The following is a 13,441-nucleotide window of genomic DNA, read 5'->3' on the forward strand; positions in this document are numbered from 1 at the left end:
TACAGCGGGGCCAGCGGCCCCAAACAGAAGAATAAGACACACGACCGCAACACGGAGTAAACTGAGATGAGTACATATTCACGACGGAAATTCCTTCAGACAACCGCAGGCGGCGCTGCGCTGGCTGCGGGCGGGATGCCATTCCTTGGCGCGCAGCAAGCCTTTGCCGCGAACCTTGGCAATCAGGAATTGCGCACCGTAGGCCTGTCAGTGACGGTTCAGGAACGCATCCTGAACGACTTTCAGGAAAAATCGGGTGTAGGGTCGGTCAACGGCAAGGCTGATATCTTCCCCAACACCCAGACCGAGATTCTGTCGGGCACCGACGCCTATGACTGCTGGGAGATCATCGGCGAACGCCTGGCCGCGATGGTGGCCACTGACAAGCTGGCCCCGGTCGCTGCGTCCGACTTGAAAAACTGGTCGGGCATTCGTGACACGTTCACCACGGCCTCGGATCGCTGGGATCGCAACCGCCAGATCGTCGGACAGATTTGGGAGGATGACAGCCAGACACGCCTGAACATGGTGCCGACGGTCTACAACTACGACTCGATCGGCTACCGCCCTGATCTGGTAGACGCCGAAGAAGCCTCGACCTGGGCGGCGCTGTTTGATCCCAAGTTCAAGGGCAAAACGGGCCTGAACGTTGACCCGCTGATCGCATTTGGCCAGGCCATTCTGGCAATGAATGCGCTGGGATTGCTTGAAGTTGAAAACCCCGGCAACCCGGATGCCGGAGCCATCGAAGAGGCGTCAAAATTCCTGATCGCCAAAAAGAAAGAAGGCCAGTTCCGTGCCCTGTGGGGTGACTTTGGTGAACTGGTGAACCTGCTCGCGTCGGGTGAGATGGTGATCGCGGATGCGTGGCAGCCTGCGGTGATGGCGGTCAAGGCGCAGGGGGTCGAATGCTCTTATGCGACGATGAAAGAAGGCTATCGCGGCTGGTCCATCGGGGTGTCCCCGCTCAAGACCTCGCCCAACCTCGAAGCGGTCACGGCCTATGCTGATTACTGGCTATCCGGCCCGCCAGCGATTGCAGTGTCGGAACAGGGTTACTATTCGCCCACCGTCAACGTCAAAGAGGTCATGGACCCAGACAAGTACGCCTTCTGGTACGAGGGCAAGCCTTGGGTCGGCGCGACCGAGCGCGGCATCAAAGAAGGTGATCTGCGCGATGGTGGCTCGCTCGAAACTCGCGCGGCGAACGTGGCCTACTGGCACCAGTGGCCGGATGAGTACGACCTGCTGATCCAGAAATGGGACGAGTTCCTGTCCGCCTAACTCAACACTGGTTCAGCCGGGTCTGACCGGCTGAACCCCCTTCCCGCCTTTCAAGAAATCAAATCAAAAGGGTGCGACGTCCTTGGCTTACGATCTGCAACTCAAAAACGTTGGCAAAGTCTATGATAACGGCACGCCTGCCGTCATCGACTTCAACCTCGACGTTGAAAAAGGCGAGTTTATCGCTTTTCTCGGACCGTCGGGCTGCGGCAAGTCAACGACGCTGCGGATGATTTCTGGGTTCGAAAGCGTCACATCCGGCGACCTTTTGATCCGAGGCCAACGGGTCAATGACCAGCCCCCGGAAAAGCGCCCGACATCAATGATTTTCCAGAACTACGCGCTGTTCCCGCACATGAACGTGCGGCAGAACGTTCGGTTCGGGCTTGAGGTCAAAGGCCTTCCGAAACCCGAAGCTGATCGCAAAGTCGATGGCATTCTGGACAAACTCGGGCTTCTGGATATCTCGGAAATGCCGACCAGCCGTCTGTCCGGTGGTCAGCGTCAGCGGATTGCTTTGGCACGGTCTTTGGTCGTAGAACCCGATATTTTGCTGCTGGACGAACCCCTCGGCGCGTTGGATGCCAATCTTCGAAAAAGCATCCAGAACGAATTGAAGCTCTTGCAGCGCGAACTTGGAATTACCTTCGTGTTCGTAACCCATGCCCAATCCGAAGCTTTGGCGCTGTCGGACCGGATCATCGTGATGAATGCAGGTCGGGTTGAACAGATCAGCCCCCCGCACGAGCTGTACACCCGCCCCACCAGCGAGTTTGTCGCGCGCTTTATCGGGTCGAACACCATTATTCCCGGCACCGTAACTGCGACCGAAGGTCAAACAATTACACTCGACACGCCCTTCGGCGCAATTTCCGGCACCAACCGCATCGACGTCGCCCATACCAAGGGCGAAAAGATGAGCATCGTGCTGCCCGCTGAAGCCGTTGAGTTGATCCCCGGCGAAACCGACGAAGCCGAACTGCGCGGCACCTTTGGTTCGAACATCATCCCCTGCCAGATCGAACGTCTGCAAGTCATCGGCCACATCATGCAGATGCTGGTCCGGCTAGAGAATGGCGCGACGATCAACACCGAAGGCCATGTGGACAAGTATCGCGGACGCCTGTCCGTTGGGGCCTCGGCCTATGTGGCCTGGCACGCCAGCGGCGCAACGATGATCGCGTGATGGGGCCTGTATGAGATGAGCAATCTGACCATCACTCAAATGGCCGCAGACCTGCAGGCTGGGCAAACAGACCCCGTCGCCCTGCTGGAAGGTGTCTTTGACAGGCTATCCGATCATAATGATCCGGCGCTGTTTATCGACCTTCTGAAAGACCGTGCGCAAGCCGAGGCCGAGGCCTCACACCTGCGTTGGCGTACAGGCATTCCGATCAGCCCGATGGATGGCATACCCACCGCGTGGAAGGATTTGTTCGATCTCAGAGGTCGCGTCACCACTGCCGGGTCTGTTGTACTGAAATCAAACCCTGCAGCCAAAGCCGATGCAGCGATTGTTTCGCGCGCGGCCAGCGCCGGAATGACTTCGGTCGGCACCGTCAACATGACAGAGTTCGCGTATTCCGGCATCGGGCTGAACCCACATTATGGAACGCCGCGCAACATACATGCCGACAAAGACAGCCCGCGCAGCCCCGGCGGCTCATCCTCGGGGTCAGGCGCTGTCGTCGCCGCAGGGGTCGTGCCGGTTTCGATGGGTTCTGACACCGGGGGTTCGGTGCGTATCCCGGCCTCGTTCAACGGCGTGGTCGGATACAAACCTTCAATGGGGCGATATCCGATGGACGGCGTATTTCCCCTCGCCCCGTCACTGGACACAATTGGGCCGCTCGCGAACAGTGTAGCCGATTGCGTGCTGGTCGATACCGTCTTGCGCGGTCATCTTCGGCCTCAGATCAATCCTGCGGAATTGTACAAGCTAAACTTCGTCATTCCGGATGAGGTTTTGTTCGATGACGCAAGCCAGGATGTCTTGGACCGCTTTGACGCTGCCGTTGCAAGGTTGGAACGCGCAGGCGCGCGTGTCTCACGCATCTCATTGCCGCAGTTGCAGCACATTCTGGATCTTATGTCACAGCATGGGTTCTTGGCCGGGGCCGAGGCCCTTGCGATTCACAAAGACCGGGTGAACGGCCCCGAAGCCGCGCAAATGGATGCCCGCGTCGTGCGCCGTGTTCTGCAAGCCAGCCCCATGACCGCAGTAGATCTGGTTGTGCTGCAACAGGCCCGCGCACGCCTGATGGCAGAAACCGCGGCCACTATTGGCGGCTGCATTGTGCTTTGCCCGACAACCGCAACAACCGCGATGGAGATCGCCCCACTTGAGGCCGATCAGGATGTGTTTTTCGAACACAACGGCCTGACACTGCGCAACACGTCGCTTGGCAATTTCCTGGACTGGCCCGGTGTGTCCATCCCCAACGGAACGGATCGGAACGGTATGCCCACGGGATTATTGCTGTCCGCGCCTCATGGTCAGGACCATGCCGTTCTTTCGGCGGCATTGGCGACCGAGAGCATCATACGAGGCTGATTCATCCCCAGAATTTGGAAACTTTGAGAACACAGAGGAGAAGTATCATGACAAAGAAAATCCTATGCGCCTTCGGGACGGATATCGACTCCGTCGCGGGCCAGATCGGCTCATATGGCGGAGGAGATTCTCCCAATGACATTCAGCGCGGCATCTTCGCAACTGAAGTCGGCATTCCCCGTCTATTGCGCCTGTTCAAGAAGTACGACATGCGCACCTCGTTCTTCATTCCTGGTCATTCGCTTGAGACATTTCCAAAGGAAATGGACATGATCATCGAAGCGGGCCACGAAATCGGTGCGCATGGTTATATGCATGAAAATCCGGTGGCCATGACGCCCACTCAGGAAGAAGACGTACTGGTCAAATCCATCGAACTGATCAAGGGCCTGACCGGCGAAGCGCCCAAAGGCTATGTGGCGCCCTGGTGGGAGATGTCGAACGTCACCGCCGCGCTGCTGGGCAAATACGGGTTCTCGTATGACCACAGCCAAAGCTATCGCGACTTCCAGCCCTTCTATGCCCGTGTCGGCGACGAGTGGAACGTGATCGACTATTCGAAAACCGCCGGCGAATGGATGCACCCACTGAAACACGGCAAGGAAATCGATCTCGTGGATATCGGGGCCAACTGGTATGTGGATGACCTGCCGCCGATGATGTTCATCAAGAACGCACCCAACAGCCACGGTTTCGTCAATCCGCGCGACATCGAAGAGATGTGGAAGGATCAGTTCGACTGGGTCTACCGTGAAATGGACTACGGCATTTTCCCGATCACCATTCACCCCGATGTTGCCGGTCGCCCACAGGTGCTGCTGATGCTCGAGCGTCTGATCGACCACATCAACAGCCATTCGGGTGTTGAGTGGGTGGACTTTAACACCATCGCCGATGACTTCCGCGCGCGTTTCCCCTTCGACAGTGACAAACGCCCCGAGGTCATCTGACCCGAACATGGCCAGAGGGGTCGTCCCTCTGGCACACCCTCCAAGGAGAACACGTGATGTGCAGCGCCTGTGGGTTCCCCACCAGACCAGGTCATTGGACAGATGCCGGGGCTGATGCTTCCGGCGACAAGCTGCAGTTGAAGTTTCGCCGCGCCAACATCCTGAACAAGATCCTGAACAGCTATGGCCTTTCTGTACATGACGATGGCCGCATTCCCGGCATCCAGTTACGGGCGCTGACAGGCCGCACCGTCATCGTACCCGACCTTGAGGCTGTATGGTCCGAAGCCGAAGCACAGACCGGAGCGCCACTTGATCCCCTTGACGCTCGGTTTTTAGGTGCGGCTGCCTGAATGTCAGGGGTGGGTTCCTCCAACGATTCCAGAATACGGCTGACTATTCTGGGAGGTTATCTGGGATCTGGCAAAACAACTTGGCTACGTCATCAGTTGTTTCAAGGACGGTTCGGACGCGCCCACATCCTTGTCAACGAAGCAGCAGAAACCCCGGTGGACGACACCCTGTTGCAGCAGCACGCCAGTGGCATGACCCTTCTGGCCGGTGGATGCGCCTGTTGTGTCGGGAAAGCCGATCTGATCAGCTCACTCCGCCAGATTTGCAACACGCGTAGTCAAACAGCATCAGACCAGCAACGGTTAGAAAAAATAGTGCTGGAAACCAGCGGGTTGGCCGATCCCGCTGCGATAGCGGCAGCGATACAAACTGACCCGATGCTGGTTCATCACATCCTTCTGGATGAAATCATCGTGTTGGCGGACGCAGTCAACATTGTCCATCAGCTTGGGACCGAACATCTGGGCCGGGCTCAGATCGAAGCCGCCGACCGCATCATTCTGACTAAGATCGATGCGCAATTGCCCGGAGCATACAGTGCAGTGCACGCAACGCTGACGCAATTAAATCCCGGTGCGGATATCTCGGCCGCAATCAAAGGCGAAGACGCGACACCTTCGATTGATCCCAGCGCTCAGCCTATCGCCATTCCTGCTTTGGCCGAGCTGTCCAACCTACCAGCGATCGAACCCACCCGACTAAGGATTGATGCCAGTGTCGACTGGGCCGCCTTTTCGGTCTGGCTATCGGCTTTGCTACATGCCCGCGGCCATGACATTGTCCGGGTTAAAGGTGTGTTCGACACGCCAGCTGGCTATCTGTTGCTGCAAGGCGTGCGCAATTCAGTTCAGGCCCCGGAAATTTTGCCAGCATCGTCCACCCAGCGGGCCAATGAGATCGTGTTCATTGGCCGCAACTTCGCGAAAGAAGACCTCGCAAAGTCGCTTGGATACTTTTCGCTCAGCGCAGGGTGACGGCCTTTGCCACCGTGCTAGCCCAAATGCGTTCGAATTTCGCGCAACATATCTTTCCGCGCTTTGCGTGCCGCTAAGGCTTGTTCCATATCAACCTGTTTGAACTTAACCGGCGTATGCGGCTGCAGTTGACCGATCAGGTCCATATCTGCCGATATGATCGCCCCCAGGGTAAAATACCCACCACCTGACACCGCATCACGGTGCAGCACGATTGGCTCTAGCCCGCCCGGCACCTGGATCGAGCCGTAGGAATAACAGCCATCCACGATATTGGACGGATCAGCCCCGGCACCAAATGGTTGTTCCCGGTCTACAAACTCCAGCGCTTGCCCCCCCTTAAAGCGATAGCCCATCCGGTCGGCCTCGGGCGCGACGGCCCAGTCATCGGCAAAAAAGCCCTGCTGCGCCTTCTCGGTCAGCCGATGCCAGTAAAGTCCCGGCAGAACGCGTAACTCAGCTGGCGAGCCTGGCCCGCGGCGCAGGGGTTCGGGAATGCTGAACCCGGGCTCGATCAGTTCGGCCTCTCCGACCGGGAGCATGTCGCCAGCCTGAATCGCGCGCCCGTCGATCCCGCCTAGTGCCCCAATGGGATAGGTTGACCGGCTGCCAAGCGCCGGCGGCGTGTCGATCCCGCCGCTAATCGCGATATAGGCCCGCGCGCCGGACTTGAGGAAATCAAAGCTAAGGGTTTGTCCCTTTTTGACCGGGAACGCCGTCCATGTCGGCTGCGGGGTGCCATCGACCTTGGGCGGCAGTTCCGCACCCGTTACCGCGACCAGCGCATCCTGCATGAACTCGATTTCGGGGCCCATGAACACCACTTCCAACCCCGCCGCCCCTTCAGGATTGCCGACCAACATATTGGCACAACGCAGCGCAAAACGATCCATCGCCCCACCGATGGGAATGCCCAGATGGAAATAGCCGGGGCGTCCAAGGTCCTGAATAGAGGTCGACAGGCCGGGAGAGAGTATCTTAAGCGTCATTGAGGGCCTCCATCAGCTTGGCATTGGTACCGGTCATGTCGGCGTTGAATGCGTCCAGATCGAAATCGACCTGAGCGATGCGCGGGGCATAGGTGCCGGCTTCGACCTCGGTCAGAATGTGGTCATATTCGGCACGGTCGATGGGCTTCCATTTGACGATGTCGCCGGGTTTGAAGAACACCATGAAGTCCTTCAGATAGCTAACCTGCTGGGTGGGATCGAAAATGGTCATCGGGGTGATCCCGAACATCTGGTACCCCCCTGCCCCGCGCACCGAATAGATGCACGAAAAACACCCGCCATACCCGACGGTCTGTTTGGGCGTATCCGTACGGGGGCGCAGGTATTTAGGAACCTGCAATTGCTTATCACGGTCGACCAGTTGGTACAAAAACGGCAGCCCCGCCACGAACCCTACCATGGACACGAACCAGGGTTGCGAATGGTGGGCTTCGATAAACGCCTCCGCACTGTCATAGCCGTTGATACGCGCGGCATAGTCCAAATCAGTGCCGTCCGGGTCCTGATGGCGTTCGCGGAACCGCATCAAAGTCTCATGCGTCCAAGGGTCCTGATAGTACACAGGGATTTCGATGATCCGCGTTTTCAGCCGTTTCTCGGCGTCTTCGGCCTTGTGCTCCAGATTCTTGATCTGCTCCATCATCTGATCCGGGCTGATCACGTCAGGGTCGAACTTGACCTGAAACGATGCGTTGGCGGGGCAGATTTCAGTCACCCCGTCGATTTGCGCATCGCGCACCGCGTTGCTCATGGACAGGGATTTGAAGAAGGCGTCCAACGACATCTCATCATCCATCTCGACATAGATGTGTTCGTCGCCACCATAGGTGTAACGTGTCTTCATGCTGCGTCTCCTTGGTTAGGCCGGTACGGTCAGGTTGCCCGCGCCCAGCCACGGTTCGAGCCATTGGGTGTGGATTCGGTCCGCCAGCACATTGGCATCAGCGGCCAGCGCCCGGTGTAGGGGAATAGTGGTTTTCAGCCCCTCAAGCGTCAGATCATCCAGCGCCGCGGCCAGCTTTGCGATGGCATCCGCGCGTGTGGGTGCGTGGACGATCAGCTTGCCCAGCAACGAGTCATAAAAGGGCGGGATCTGGTAGCCCTCGTACAGAAAATGGTCGAAGCGGACGCCGTCACCCTCGGGCAGTCGCATCCGGCCGACCTGACCGGGGAATGGCATGAATTGCAGTGCCGGGTCTTCTGCGTTAATGCGCACTTCGATGGCATGTCCGTTGCGGCTGATCTGGTCCTGCGTGACCGAAAGAGGCTCGCCCCCAGATACCCGGATCATTTCCTGCACCAGATCCAGCCCAGTGATCATCTCGGTCACAGGGTGCTCGACCTGAATGCGCGTGTTCATTTCGATGAAAAAGAATTCGTTGGTGGCACTGTCATACAGGTATTCCAGCGTACCTGCGCCGACATAGTTGACCGATTTCGCCAACGCGACAGCGGACGCGCACAACCTGTCGCGGGTTGCGTCGTCCAGACAGACCGCCCCGGCCTCTTCCCACACTTTCTGGCGGCGGCGCTGCATCGAGCATTCGCGTTCAAAGCAATGCACTGCGTCGGTGCCATCACCAAGGATCTGCACCTCGATATGGCGGGGCGCGGTGATGGCCCGTTCCAGATACAAACCACCATCACCAAAGGCCGCCTGCGCCTCGGCCTGTGCCTGCGGGGCCATCTGCGCCAGTTCTTCGGCATTTTGGGCGACACGGATACCTTTGCCTCCACCCCCGGCCGAGGCCTTGATCATCACCGGGTAGCCGATCTGATCGGCTATGGACAAAGCCTCTTCAGGCGTAGCAATTCGACCCTTGGAGCCTAGCACAACAGGCACCCCGGCGGCTTGCGCAGCCTGTCGGGCCGAGACCTTGTCGCCCATGCGATCAATTGTGTCGGCAGAAGGGCCAACAAAGCGCATCCCGGCGCCCTCGACCGCGCGGACGAAATCCGCGTTTTCGGCCAGAAACCCGTAACCGGGGTGTACCGCATCGGCGTTGCAGGCGGTGGCTGCCTGCACCAGTGCGTCGATGTTCAGGTAAGATTGCGCCGCCTGCGCGGGGCCGACGCAAACGCTTTCATCCGCCATGCACACGGCCAACATGTCAGCATCCGCCTCGGAATGCGCCTGTATCGTGTGAACACCCAAACCTTGCGCAGCACGAATGATGCGCACGGCAATCTCACCCCGATTGGCGATGAACAAACGTCTGATGGGCATGGGCTTAACCGTCCACTTCCGCCAACGTCTGACCCGCCGTCACCGCCGCCTCGTTTTCGACGGCATACCCGGCAAAGGTTCCGGTTGCATCAGACTTAATCTCGATGAAGGTCTTCATGACCTCGACCAGCCCGATCACGTCCCCAACGGCCACTGTATCCCCCTTGGCCTTATAGACAGGAGCATCAGGTGAAGCTTGGGTATAGAATGTTCCGGGCACGGGCGATTTGATCTCTGCCATCGGGTATCTCCTACATGTCGATTAAAGCGTCGCGGCGATTTCGCCGGCGGTTGCGATCCGAATTCCGTTATCAGTCAGGCCTTTGCGAATGGCGCGCCCCATCTCGAGCGCGCCGGGCGTATCTGAGTGGAAGCAGATCGATTCAAATTCGATCTGCATCTCGTCGCCCTCGACCGTCGTAACCATGCCAGTCTTGCAGGCCTTGACGCATTTCTCGGCGACCTGTGAAAGATCGGGGCGCCCGACCTTTCGGGCGAAAACGATGGATCCGCTGTTGTCATAATCCCTGTCCGCGAAGAACTCGCGAATGACCGGATGACCGGCGCGTTTCGCGGCGGCATAGGTTTTCGAAATGCCCATGCAGAACAGCGGTGCATCCGGGCAGATGGCCTGCAACGTGTCGACCAGAGCTTGCGACAGGTCTTCGTTCACCGCCGCCTCCATATACAGCGCGCCATGCGGTTTCACGTGCTGAAGCGGCGCGCCGTGACGGCGGCCAAATTCCCGCACAGCACCGATCTGGTAGACCACGTCATTGATCAACTCAGCCGAATCCATGTTGATATAACGACGCCCAAAACCGCGCAGATCCGCATAGCCTGGATGCGCACCCAACCCGACACCATGGGTCTGCGCCAGCTTGGCCATCCGGTCGATGGAATTGGGGTCGCCCGCATGAAAACCCGCGGCCACATTGGCCGAGCTGATGATCTCCATGATTTTATCTTCGGGGGCATCACCCAATACCCAATGGCCGAACCCTTCGCCCATATCGCAGTTCAGATCGACGATATCTCGCATCCATCAAGCCCCCTGTTGTGACGTACACGGGCATCATTCGCAATTTGCAAGAAATTGGTATTTCTTTTTTTCGCTCATACATTATCACTATTTTCGATAATTACTCCGAGTGGCTTTGTTATGAATTTCAAGCATCTGAAATACTTCGTCGCCACGGCCGAAACCGGGCAGGTCAGCCGTGCTGCCAAGCTTTTGTCGATTTCCCAATCCGCAGTAACGGGCGCGATCCGAGAGCTGGAGACTATTCTAGGCGCGACTCTGTTCGTCAGGCGCGCGCAGGGAATGGTGATGACCGAAGCCGGACAGCAATTCCTGCATTCAGCGCGTGATATTTTGGAAAGGCTTGACGCGGCCCGAGTTCTGGATCAGCGCGACTCCGATATTTCCGGTGTTATCAGATTGGCCGCGACCTATACGGTGATCGGGTATTTCCTGCCCTACCATTTAGGACGACTGACCCAGCTTTACCCTGCCCTGGACATTCAGATCGTCGAGTTGAACCGACAAAGTATCGAGCAGCAATTGGTCACCGGTCAAATTGATATGGCCGTCGCGCTGACCTCAAACATTCAAAACCCGGCTCTAGAGACAATTACCTTGTTGAAATCACAGCGCAGGCTGTGGCTGCCCACAGGGCACCCCCTTGCACATGAAGACCCCGTTTCACTGCAGGATATTGCCCGCGAGCCCTATGTCATGCTGACGGTGGACGAGGCAGCACATACCAGCATGAAATATTGGAACGCCCACAACTGCGCGCCCGATATCAAGCTACGCACCTCGTCCGTTGAAGCCGTACGGTCAATGGTCGCCAACGGGCACGGCGTTACGATCTTGTCGGACATGGTTTACCGCCCATGGTCACTAGAGGGACGGCGGATCGAGACAGTCCAGACCAGCGTGGACATTCCAACCATGGATGTAGGCATGGCGTTTCGCAAACAAGCCCAACACTCTGACGCAACGCGTGTTTTGAGGGACTATTTCACCAACTCATTCCTGTCACCTAAACCCGCGTTTTGACCATGCTTGCAGTCTGCCGCCTTTCTTGCGACCAATACCTGCAATGATTGTTGGTCTCGGGCTTGTCGCGCCCTTTTTCGTCTACATTCTGGCTGGCGTAGCTGCGGAAAAGCTTCTCAGGCATTCGTCAGAGGGGCAAAAGTGGCTGGACGCTTTCGTGTTTTACGTTGCCTTGCCGGCACTGCTGTTTCAATCAGTGCGTCATCTTCCGCCCGGATCATCCAACATCATTGGTTTTCTGGCGCTCACGACCTTGGCGACTGGGTTGATGTTTCTATTCGGCTGGTGGGTCGGTCGGATTACTAAGGCCAAGGAACATGCGGCAGTCTACGGTCTATCTGCAAGCTATTCGAACATAGGGTACATGGGGCCTACTCTGACCGTCGCAGTCCTCGGCCCGGCGGCAGGGGCTCCGGCGGCCTTTATCTTTTGTGCCGACGTCCTTCTGATCTTTACGATCTGGCCGGCCATGATCAGCGCCGACGGGTTTTCCATTAAGGGCTTGTTCAAGTCGTTAGGCAAAGTAGTGCGGCATCCATTTATCCTGGCCACTCTTGCAGGCCTAGCATTGGCCGCCAGCGGGTTGGACCTGCCCGATTTCATCAACACCCCACTGACCGGTTTCCAAAACGCAGCGGCCCCAGCGGCGCTTTTTTCTTTGGGTTTGACCCTGTCCCGCCACAAGGCCAACCACTTAGAAGTGCCGCTTCAAATTTGCCTCGCAGGTAAGTTGACTTTACATCCCTTGCTCGTAGCCATCATCTTCGTTGTCTTACCCGGTTTCGATCCCATTTGGATTGCAACCGCGATCATCATGGCCGCACTCCCCCCTGCGGCGAATGTCTATGTCATGGCGCGCGCGGAGAATATCAATGTGCAGCTTGCCGCACGTGCGGTGCTGTTTGGCACTGCTTTTTCAGCTATAACCCTACCTGCCTTGATCGCTTTGATCATATAAATCTGCATAGTTGAAAGGCTTTGCTTTACCTTGGGTGGGTTAGATGTGCAGTCGAAAAAGTTGCGGCATCGTTTGCGCCTATTATCTTACCCGGCCATTCCGCTGACAGTGTTCTTTGACCCTCGTGGGCAGTGTCTCATTCACAAGACTTTCGCACATTTCCACCAGAAACTGTTTGGTGGTTTGAACATGTGGGTAGTCGGCAACATCCTGATGCGTGAGTATCCATAGCTCGACAGTGGACTTCAAAAAACCTGGCATGATCTCAACCAAGTCCGAGTGTGATCGCGTCATGTATTTCGGAAGTACCGCGAAACCAAAGCCACTTTTGACAGCCGACAATTGCGCGTTGATGTTGTCCGTTCGCGCAGCGATATTGCATCTACCGATGATCTTGCGGAATTCTTCCTCCTGTACCGTTCGGCTAAGCGCCCCGGTGGCGACGATGACATTGTGACCCGCCAGTTCGGCCGCAGAGTTGATCTCGTCCAACCCGAAAAGGTAATCGCGAGAGGCGTAAATTCCGAACGCAACTTCGCCCAGCTTTTCAGAAGATATTCTGTGGGACTCAGATCGACCGAGGCGCACGGCGATGTCGGCCTCACGATTGTGTAGATTTATCCTTTTGTTAGACAGCAACAGATCGATTTGGATCTCAGGGTTCAGCGAATGAAATTCGATGAGCCTGGGCGCGACAATCGCTTCTCCCAAACCTTCGGGGGTGGACACACAGACGCGCCCACCGCTCAGACCTCGATGCGCTCGGCATATTTCACCGATATGGGTCAACTCTGCTTCGATCCGTTCGGCGGATTTCAGTATTTCCTGACCGATGCTGGTCAGCGTTACACCCGCGGTGCCACGGTCAAATACCGGCACTGCCAGATCTTTTTCAATCTCTCGCAATTTCCGACCAACCGTGGCCGGGCTTTCCGACAGATGCTCCGACGCGCGCGAGATACTGCCCGCGCGTGCCACGCACAAAAGAAACCGTACTAAATCCCAATCACGAATTGGAAGTTTCTCATAGCATTCTGGCGTTTCGTTCTCATGTGTCATGACAGG

14 protein-coding genes are annotated in these 13,441 nt (G+C 57.3%); 8 read left to right on the forward strand and 6 right to left on the reverse strand.

Annotation, left to right across the window (positions count from 1 at the left end; translation table 11 throughout):
- Positions 1-66 precede the first annotated feature (66 nt).
- The 6 genes from ACR0DG_RS11910 to ACR0DG_RS11935 all read left to right on the forward strand — a co-directional run bounded on the left by ACR0DG_RS11910 (position 67) and on the right by ACR0DG_RS11935 (position 6,116).
- Positions 67-1,284: an ABC transporter substrate-binding protein gene (locus ACR0DG_RS11910; RefSeq protein ID WP_480697085.1), complete on the forward strand. Its 1,218-nt coding sequence runs from the start codon at positions 67-69 to the stop codon at positions 1,282-1,284.
- An 82-nt stretch (positions 1,285-1,366) separates the two neighbouring features.
- Positions 1,367-2,470 (forward strand): ABC transporter ATP-binding protein, encoded by a 1,104-nt coding sequence (locus tag ACR0DG_RS11915; RefSeq protein WP_480697082.1) that lies wholly within the window; start codon positions 1,367-1,369, stop codon positions 2,468-2,470.
- 15 nt (positions 2,471-2,485) lie between these two features.
- Positions 2,486-3,838 carry an amidase gene (locus ACR0DG_RS11920; RefSeq protein ID WP_480697080.1) on the forward strand — a complete coding sequence of 451 codons (1,353 nt, stop codon included), beginning with the start codon at positions 2,486-2,488 and terminating at the stop codon, positions 3,836-3,838.
- A gap of 47 nt (positions 3,839-3,885) precedes the next feature.
- The gene (locus ACR0DG_RS11925; RefSeq protein ID WP_480697078.1) at positions 3,886-4,788 is read left to right on the forward strand and encodes a polysaccharide deacetylase family protein; all 903 of its coding nucleotides are present in this window, start codon (positions 3,886-3,888) and stop codon (positions 4,786-4,788) included.
- A 56-nt stretch (positions 4,789-4,844) separates the two neighbouring features.
- Positions 4,845-5,141: a hypothetical protein gene (locus ACR0DG_RS11930; protein ID WP_480697076.1), complete on the forward strand. Its 297-nt coding sequence runs from the start codon at positions 4,845-4,847 to the stop codon at positions 5,139-5,141.
- Positions 5,142-6,116 carry a CobW family GTP-binding protein gene (locus ACR0DG_RS11935; RefSeq protein WP_480697074.1) on the forward strand — a complete coding sequence of 325 codons (975 nt, stop codon included), beginning with the start codon at positions 5,142-5,144 and terminating at the stop codon, positions 6,114-6,116.
- 17 nt (positions 6,117-6,133) lie between these two features.
- On the opposite strand, the gene ACR0DG_RS11940 is transcribed toward ACR0DG_RS11935, so the two are convergent.
- From ACR0DG_RS11940 to ACR0DG_RS11960, 5 genes are read right to left on the reverse strand one after another with little or no spacing between them, the layout of a single operon-like run.
- The gene (locus tag ACR0DG_RS11940; RefSeq protein ID WP_480697072.1) at positions 6,134-7,105 is read right to left on the reverse strand and encodes a 5-oxoprolinase subunit C family protein; all 972 of its coding nucleotides are present in this window, start codon (positions 7,103-7,105) and stop codon (positions 6,134-6,136) included.
- The gene (locus ACR0DG_RS11945; RefSeq protein ID WP_480697070.1) at positions 7,095-7,970 is read right to left on the reverse strand and encodes a 5-oxoprolinase subunit B family protein; all 876 of its coding nucleotides are present in this window, start codon (positions 7,968-7,970) and stop codon (positions 7,095-7,097) included. Before ACR0DG_RS11945 ends, ACR0DG_RS11940 begins: the two co-directional genes overlap by 11 nt.
- A 15-nt stretch (positions 7,971-7,985) precedes the next feature.
- The gene (locus tag ACR0DG_RS11950; protein WP_480697068.1) at positions 7,986-9,353 is read right to left on the reverse strand and encodes an acetyl-CoA carboxylase biotin carboxylase subunit; all 1,368 of its coding nucleotides are present in this window, start codon (positions 9,351-9,353) and stop codon (positions 7,986-7,988) included.
- Between the two features lie 4 nt (positions 9,354-9,357).
- Positions 9,358-9,594 (reverse strand): acetyl-CoA carboxylase, encoded by a 237-nt coding sequence (locus ACR0DG_RS11955; RefSeq protein ID WP_480697066.1) that lies wholly within the window; start codon positions 9,592-9,594, stop codon positions 9,358-9,360.
- 21 nt (positions 9,595-9,615) lie between these two features.
- Positions 9,616-10,395 (reverse strand): 5-oxoprolinase subunit PxpA, encoded by a 780-nt coding sequence (locus ACR0DG_RS11960; protein ID WP_480697064.1) that lies wholly within the window; start codon positions 10,393-10,395, stop codon positions 9,616-9,618.
- A 120-nt stretch (positions 10,396-10,515) separates the two neighbouring features.
- Between ACR0DG_RS11960 and ACR0DG_RS11965 the strand changes: the two genes are divergently transcribed.
- Positions 10,516-11,418: a LysR family transcriptional regulator gene (locus ACR0DG_RS11965; RefSeq protein WP_480697062.1), complete on the forward strand. Its 903-nt coding sequence runs from the start codon at positions 10,516-10,518 to the stop codon at positions 11,416-11,418.
- Positions 11,419-11,461: 43 nt separating this feature from the next.
- Positions 11,462-12,376: an AEC family transporter gene (locus ACR0DG_RS11970; RefSeq protein ID WP_480697060.1), complete on the forward strand. Its 915-nt coding sequence runs from the start codon at positions 11,462-11,464 to the stop codon at positions 12,374-12,376.
- Positions 12,377-12,457: 81 nt separating this feature from the next.
- Here the strand turns inward: ACR0DG_RS11970 and ACR0DG_RS11975 are convergent, their stop codons facing one another.
- On the reverse strand, positions 12,458-13,435 hold the full coding sequence (locus ACR0DG_RS11975) for a LysR family transcriptional regulator (RefSeq protein WP_480697058.1): 978 nt from the start codon (positions 13,433-13,435) through the stop codon (positions 12,458-12,460).
- Positions 13,436-13,441: the final 6 nt, after the last annotated feature.

The sequence above is a fragment of the Ruegeria sp. BG8 genome (assembly GCF_056538325.1).

Coding starts and splice junctions, on each gene's coding strand:
- ACR0DG_RS11910 (WP_480697085.1), top strand. CDS start 67: ATGAGTACATATTCACGACGGAAATTCCTTCAGACAACCGCAGGCGGC.
- ACR0DG_RS11920 (WP_480697080.1), top strand. CDS start 2,486: ATGAGCAATCTGACCATCACTCAAATGGCCGCAGACCTGCAGGCTGGG.
- ACR0DG_RS11925 (WP_480697078.1), top strand. CDS start 3,886: ATGACAAAGAAAATCCTATGCGCCTTCGGGACGGATATCGACTCCGTC.
- ACR0DG_RS11930 (WP_480697076.1), top strand. CDS start 4,845: ATGTGCAGCGCCTGTGGGTTCCCCACCAGACCAGGTCATTGGACAGAT.
- ACR0DG_RS11935 (WP_480697074.1), top strand. CDS start 5,142: ATGTCAGGGGTGGGTTCCTCCAACGATTCCAGAATACGGCTGACTATT.
- ACR0DG_RS11940 (WP_480697072.1), bottom strand. CDS start 7,105: ATGACGCTTAAGATACTCTCTCCCGGCCTGTCGACCTCTATTCAGGAC.
- ACR0DG_RS11945 (WP_480697070.1), bottom strand. CDS start 7,970: ATGAAGACACGTTACACCTATGGTGGCGACGAACACATCTATGTCGAG.
- ACR0DG_RS11950 (WP_480697068.1), bottom strand. CDS start 9,353: ATGCCCATCAGACGTTTGTTCATCGCCAATCGGGGTGAGATTGCCGTG.
- ACR0DG_RS11955 (WP_480697066.1), bottom strand. CDS start 9,594: ATGGCAGAGATCAAATCGCCCGTGCCCGGAACATTCTATACCCAAGCT.
- ACR0DG_RS11960 (WP_480697064.1), bottom strand. CDS start 10,395: ATGCGAGATATCGTCGATCTGAACTGCGATATGGGCGAAGGGTTCGGC.
- ACR0DG_RS11965 (WP_480697062.1), top strand. CDS start 10,516: ATGAATTTCAAGCATCTGAAATACTTCGTCGCCACGGCCGAAACCGGG.
- ACR0DG_RS11970 (WP_480697060.1), top strand. CDS start 11,462: ATGATTGTTGGTCTCGGGCTTGTCGCGCCCTTTTTCGTCTACATTCTG.
- ACR0DG_RS11975 (WP_480697058.1), bottom strand. CDS start 13,435: ATGACACATGAGAACGAAACGCCAGAATGCTATGAGAAACTTCCAATT.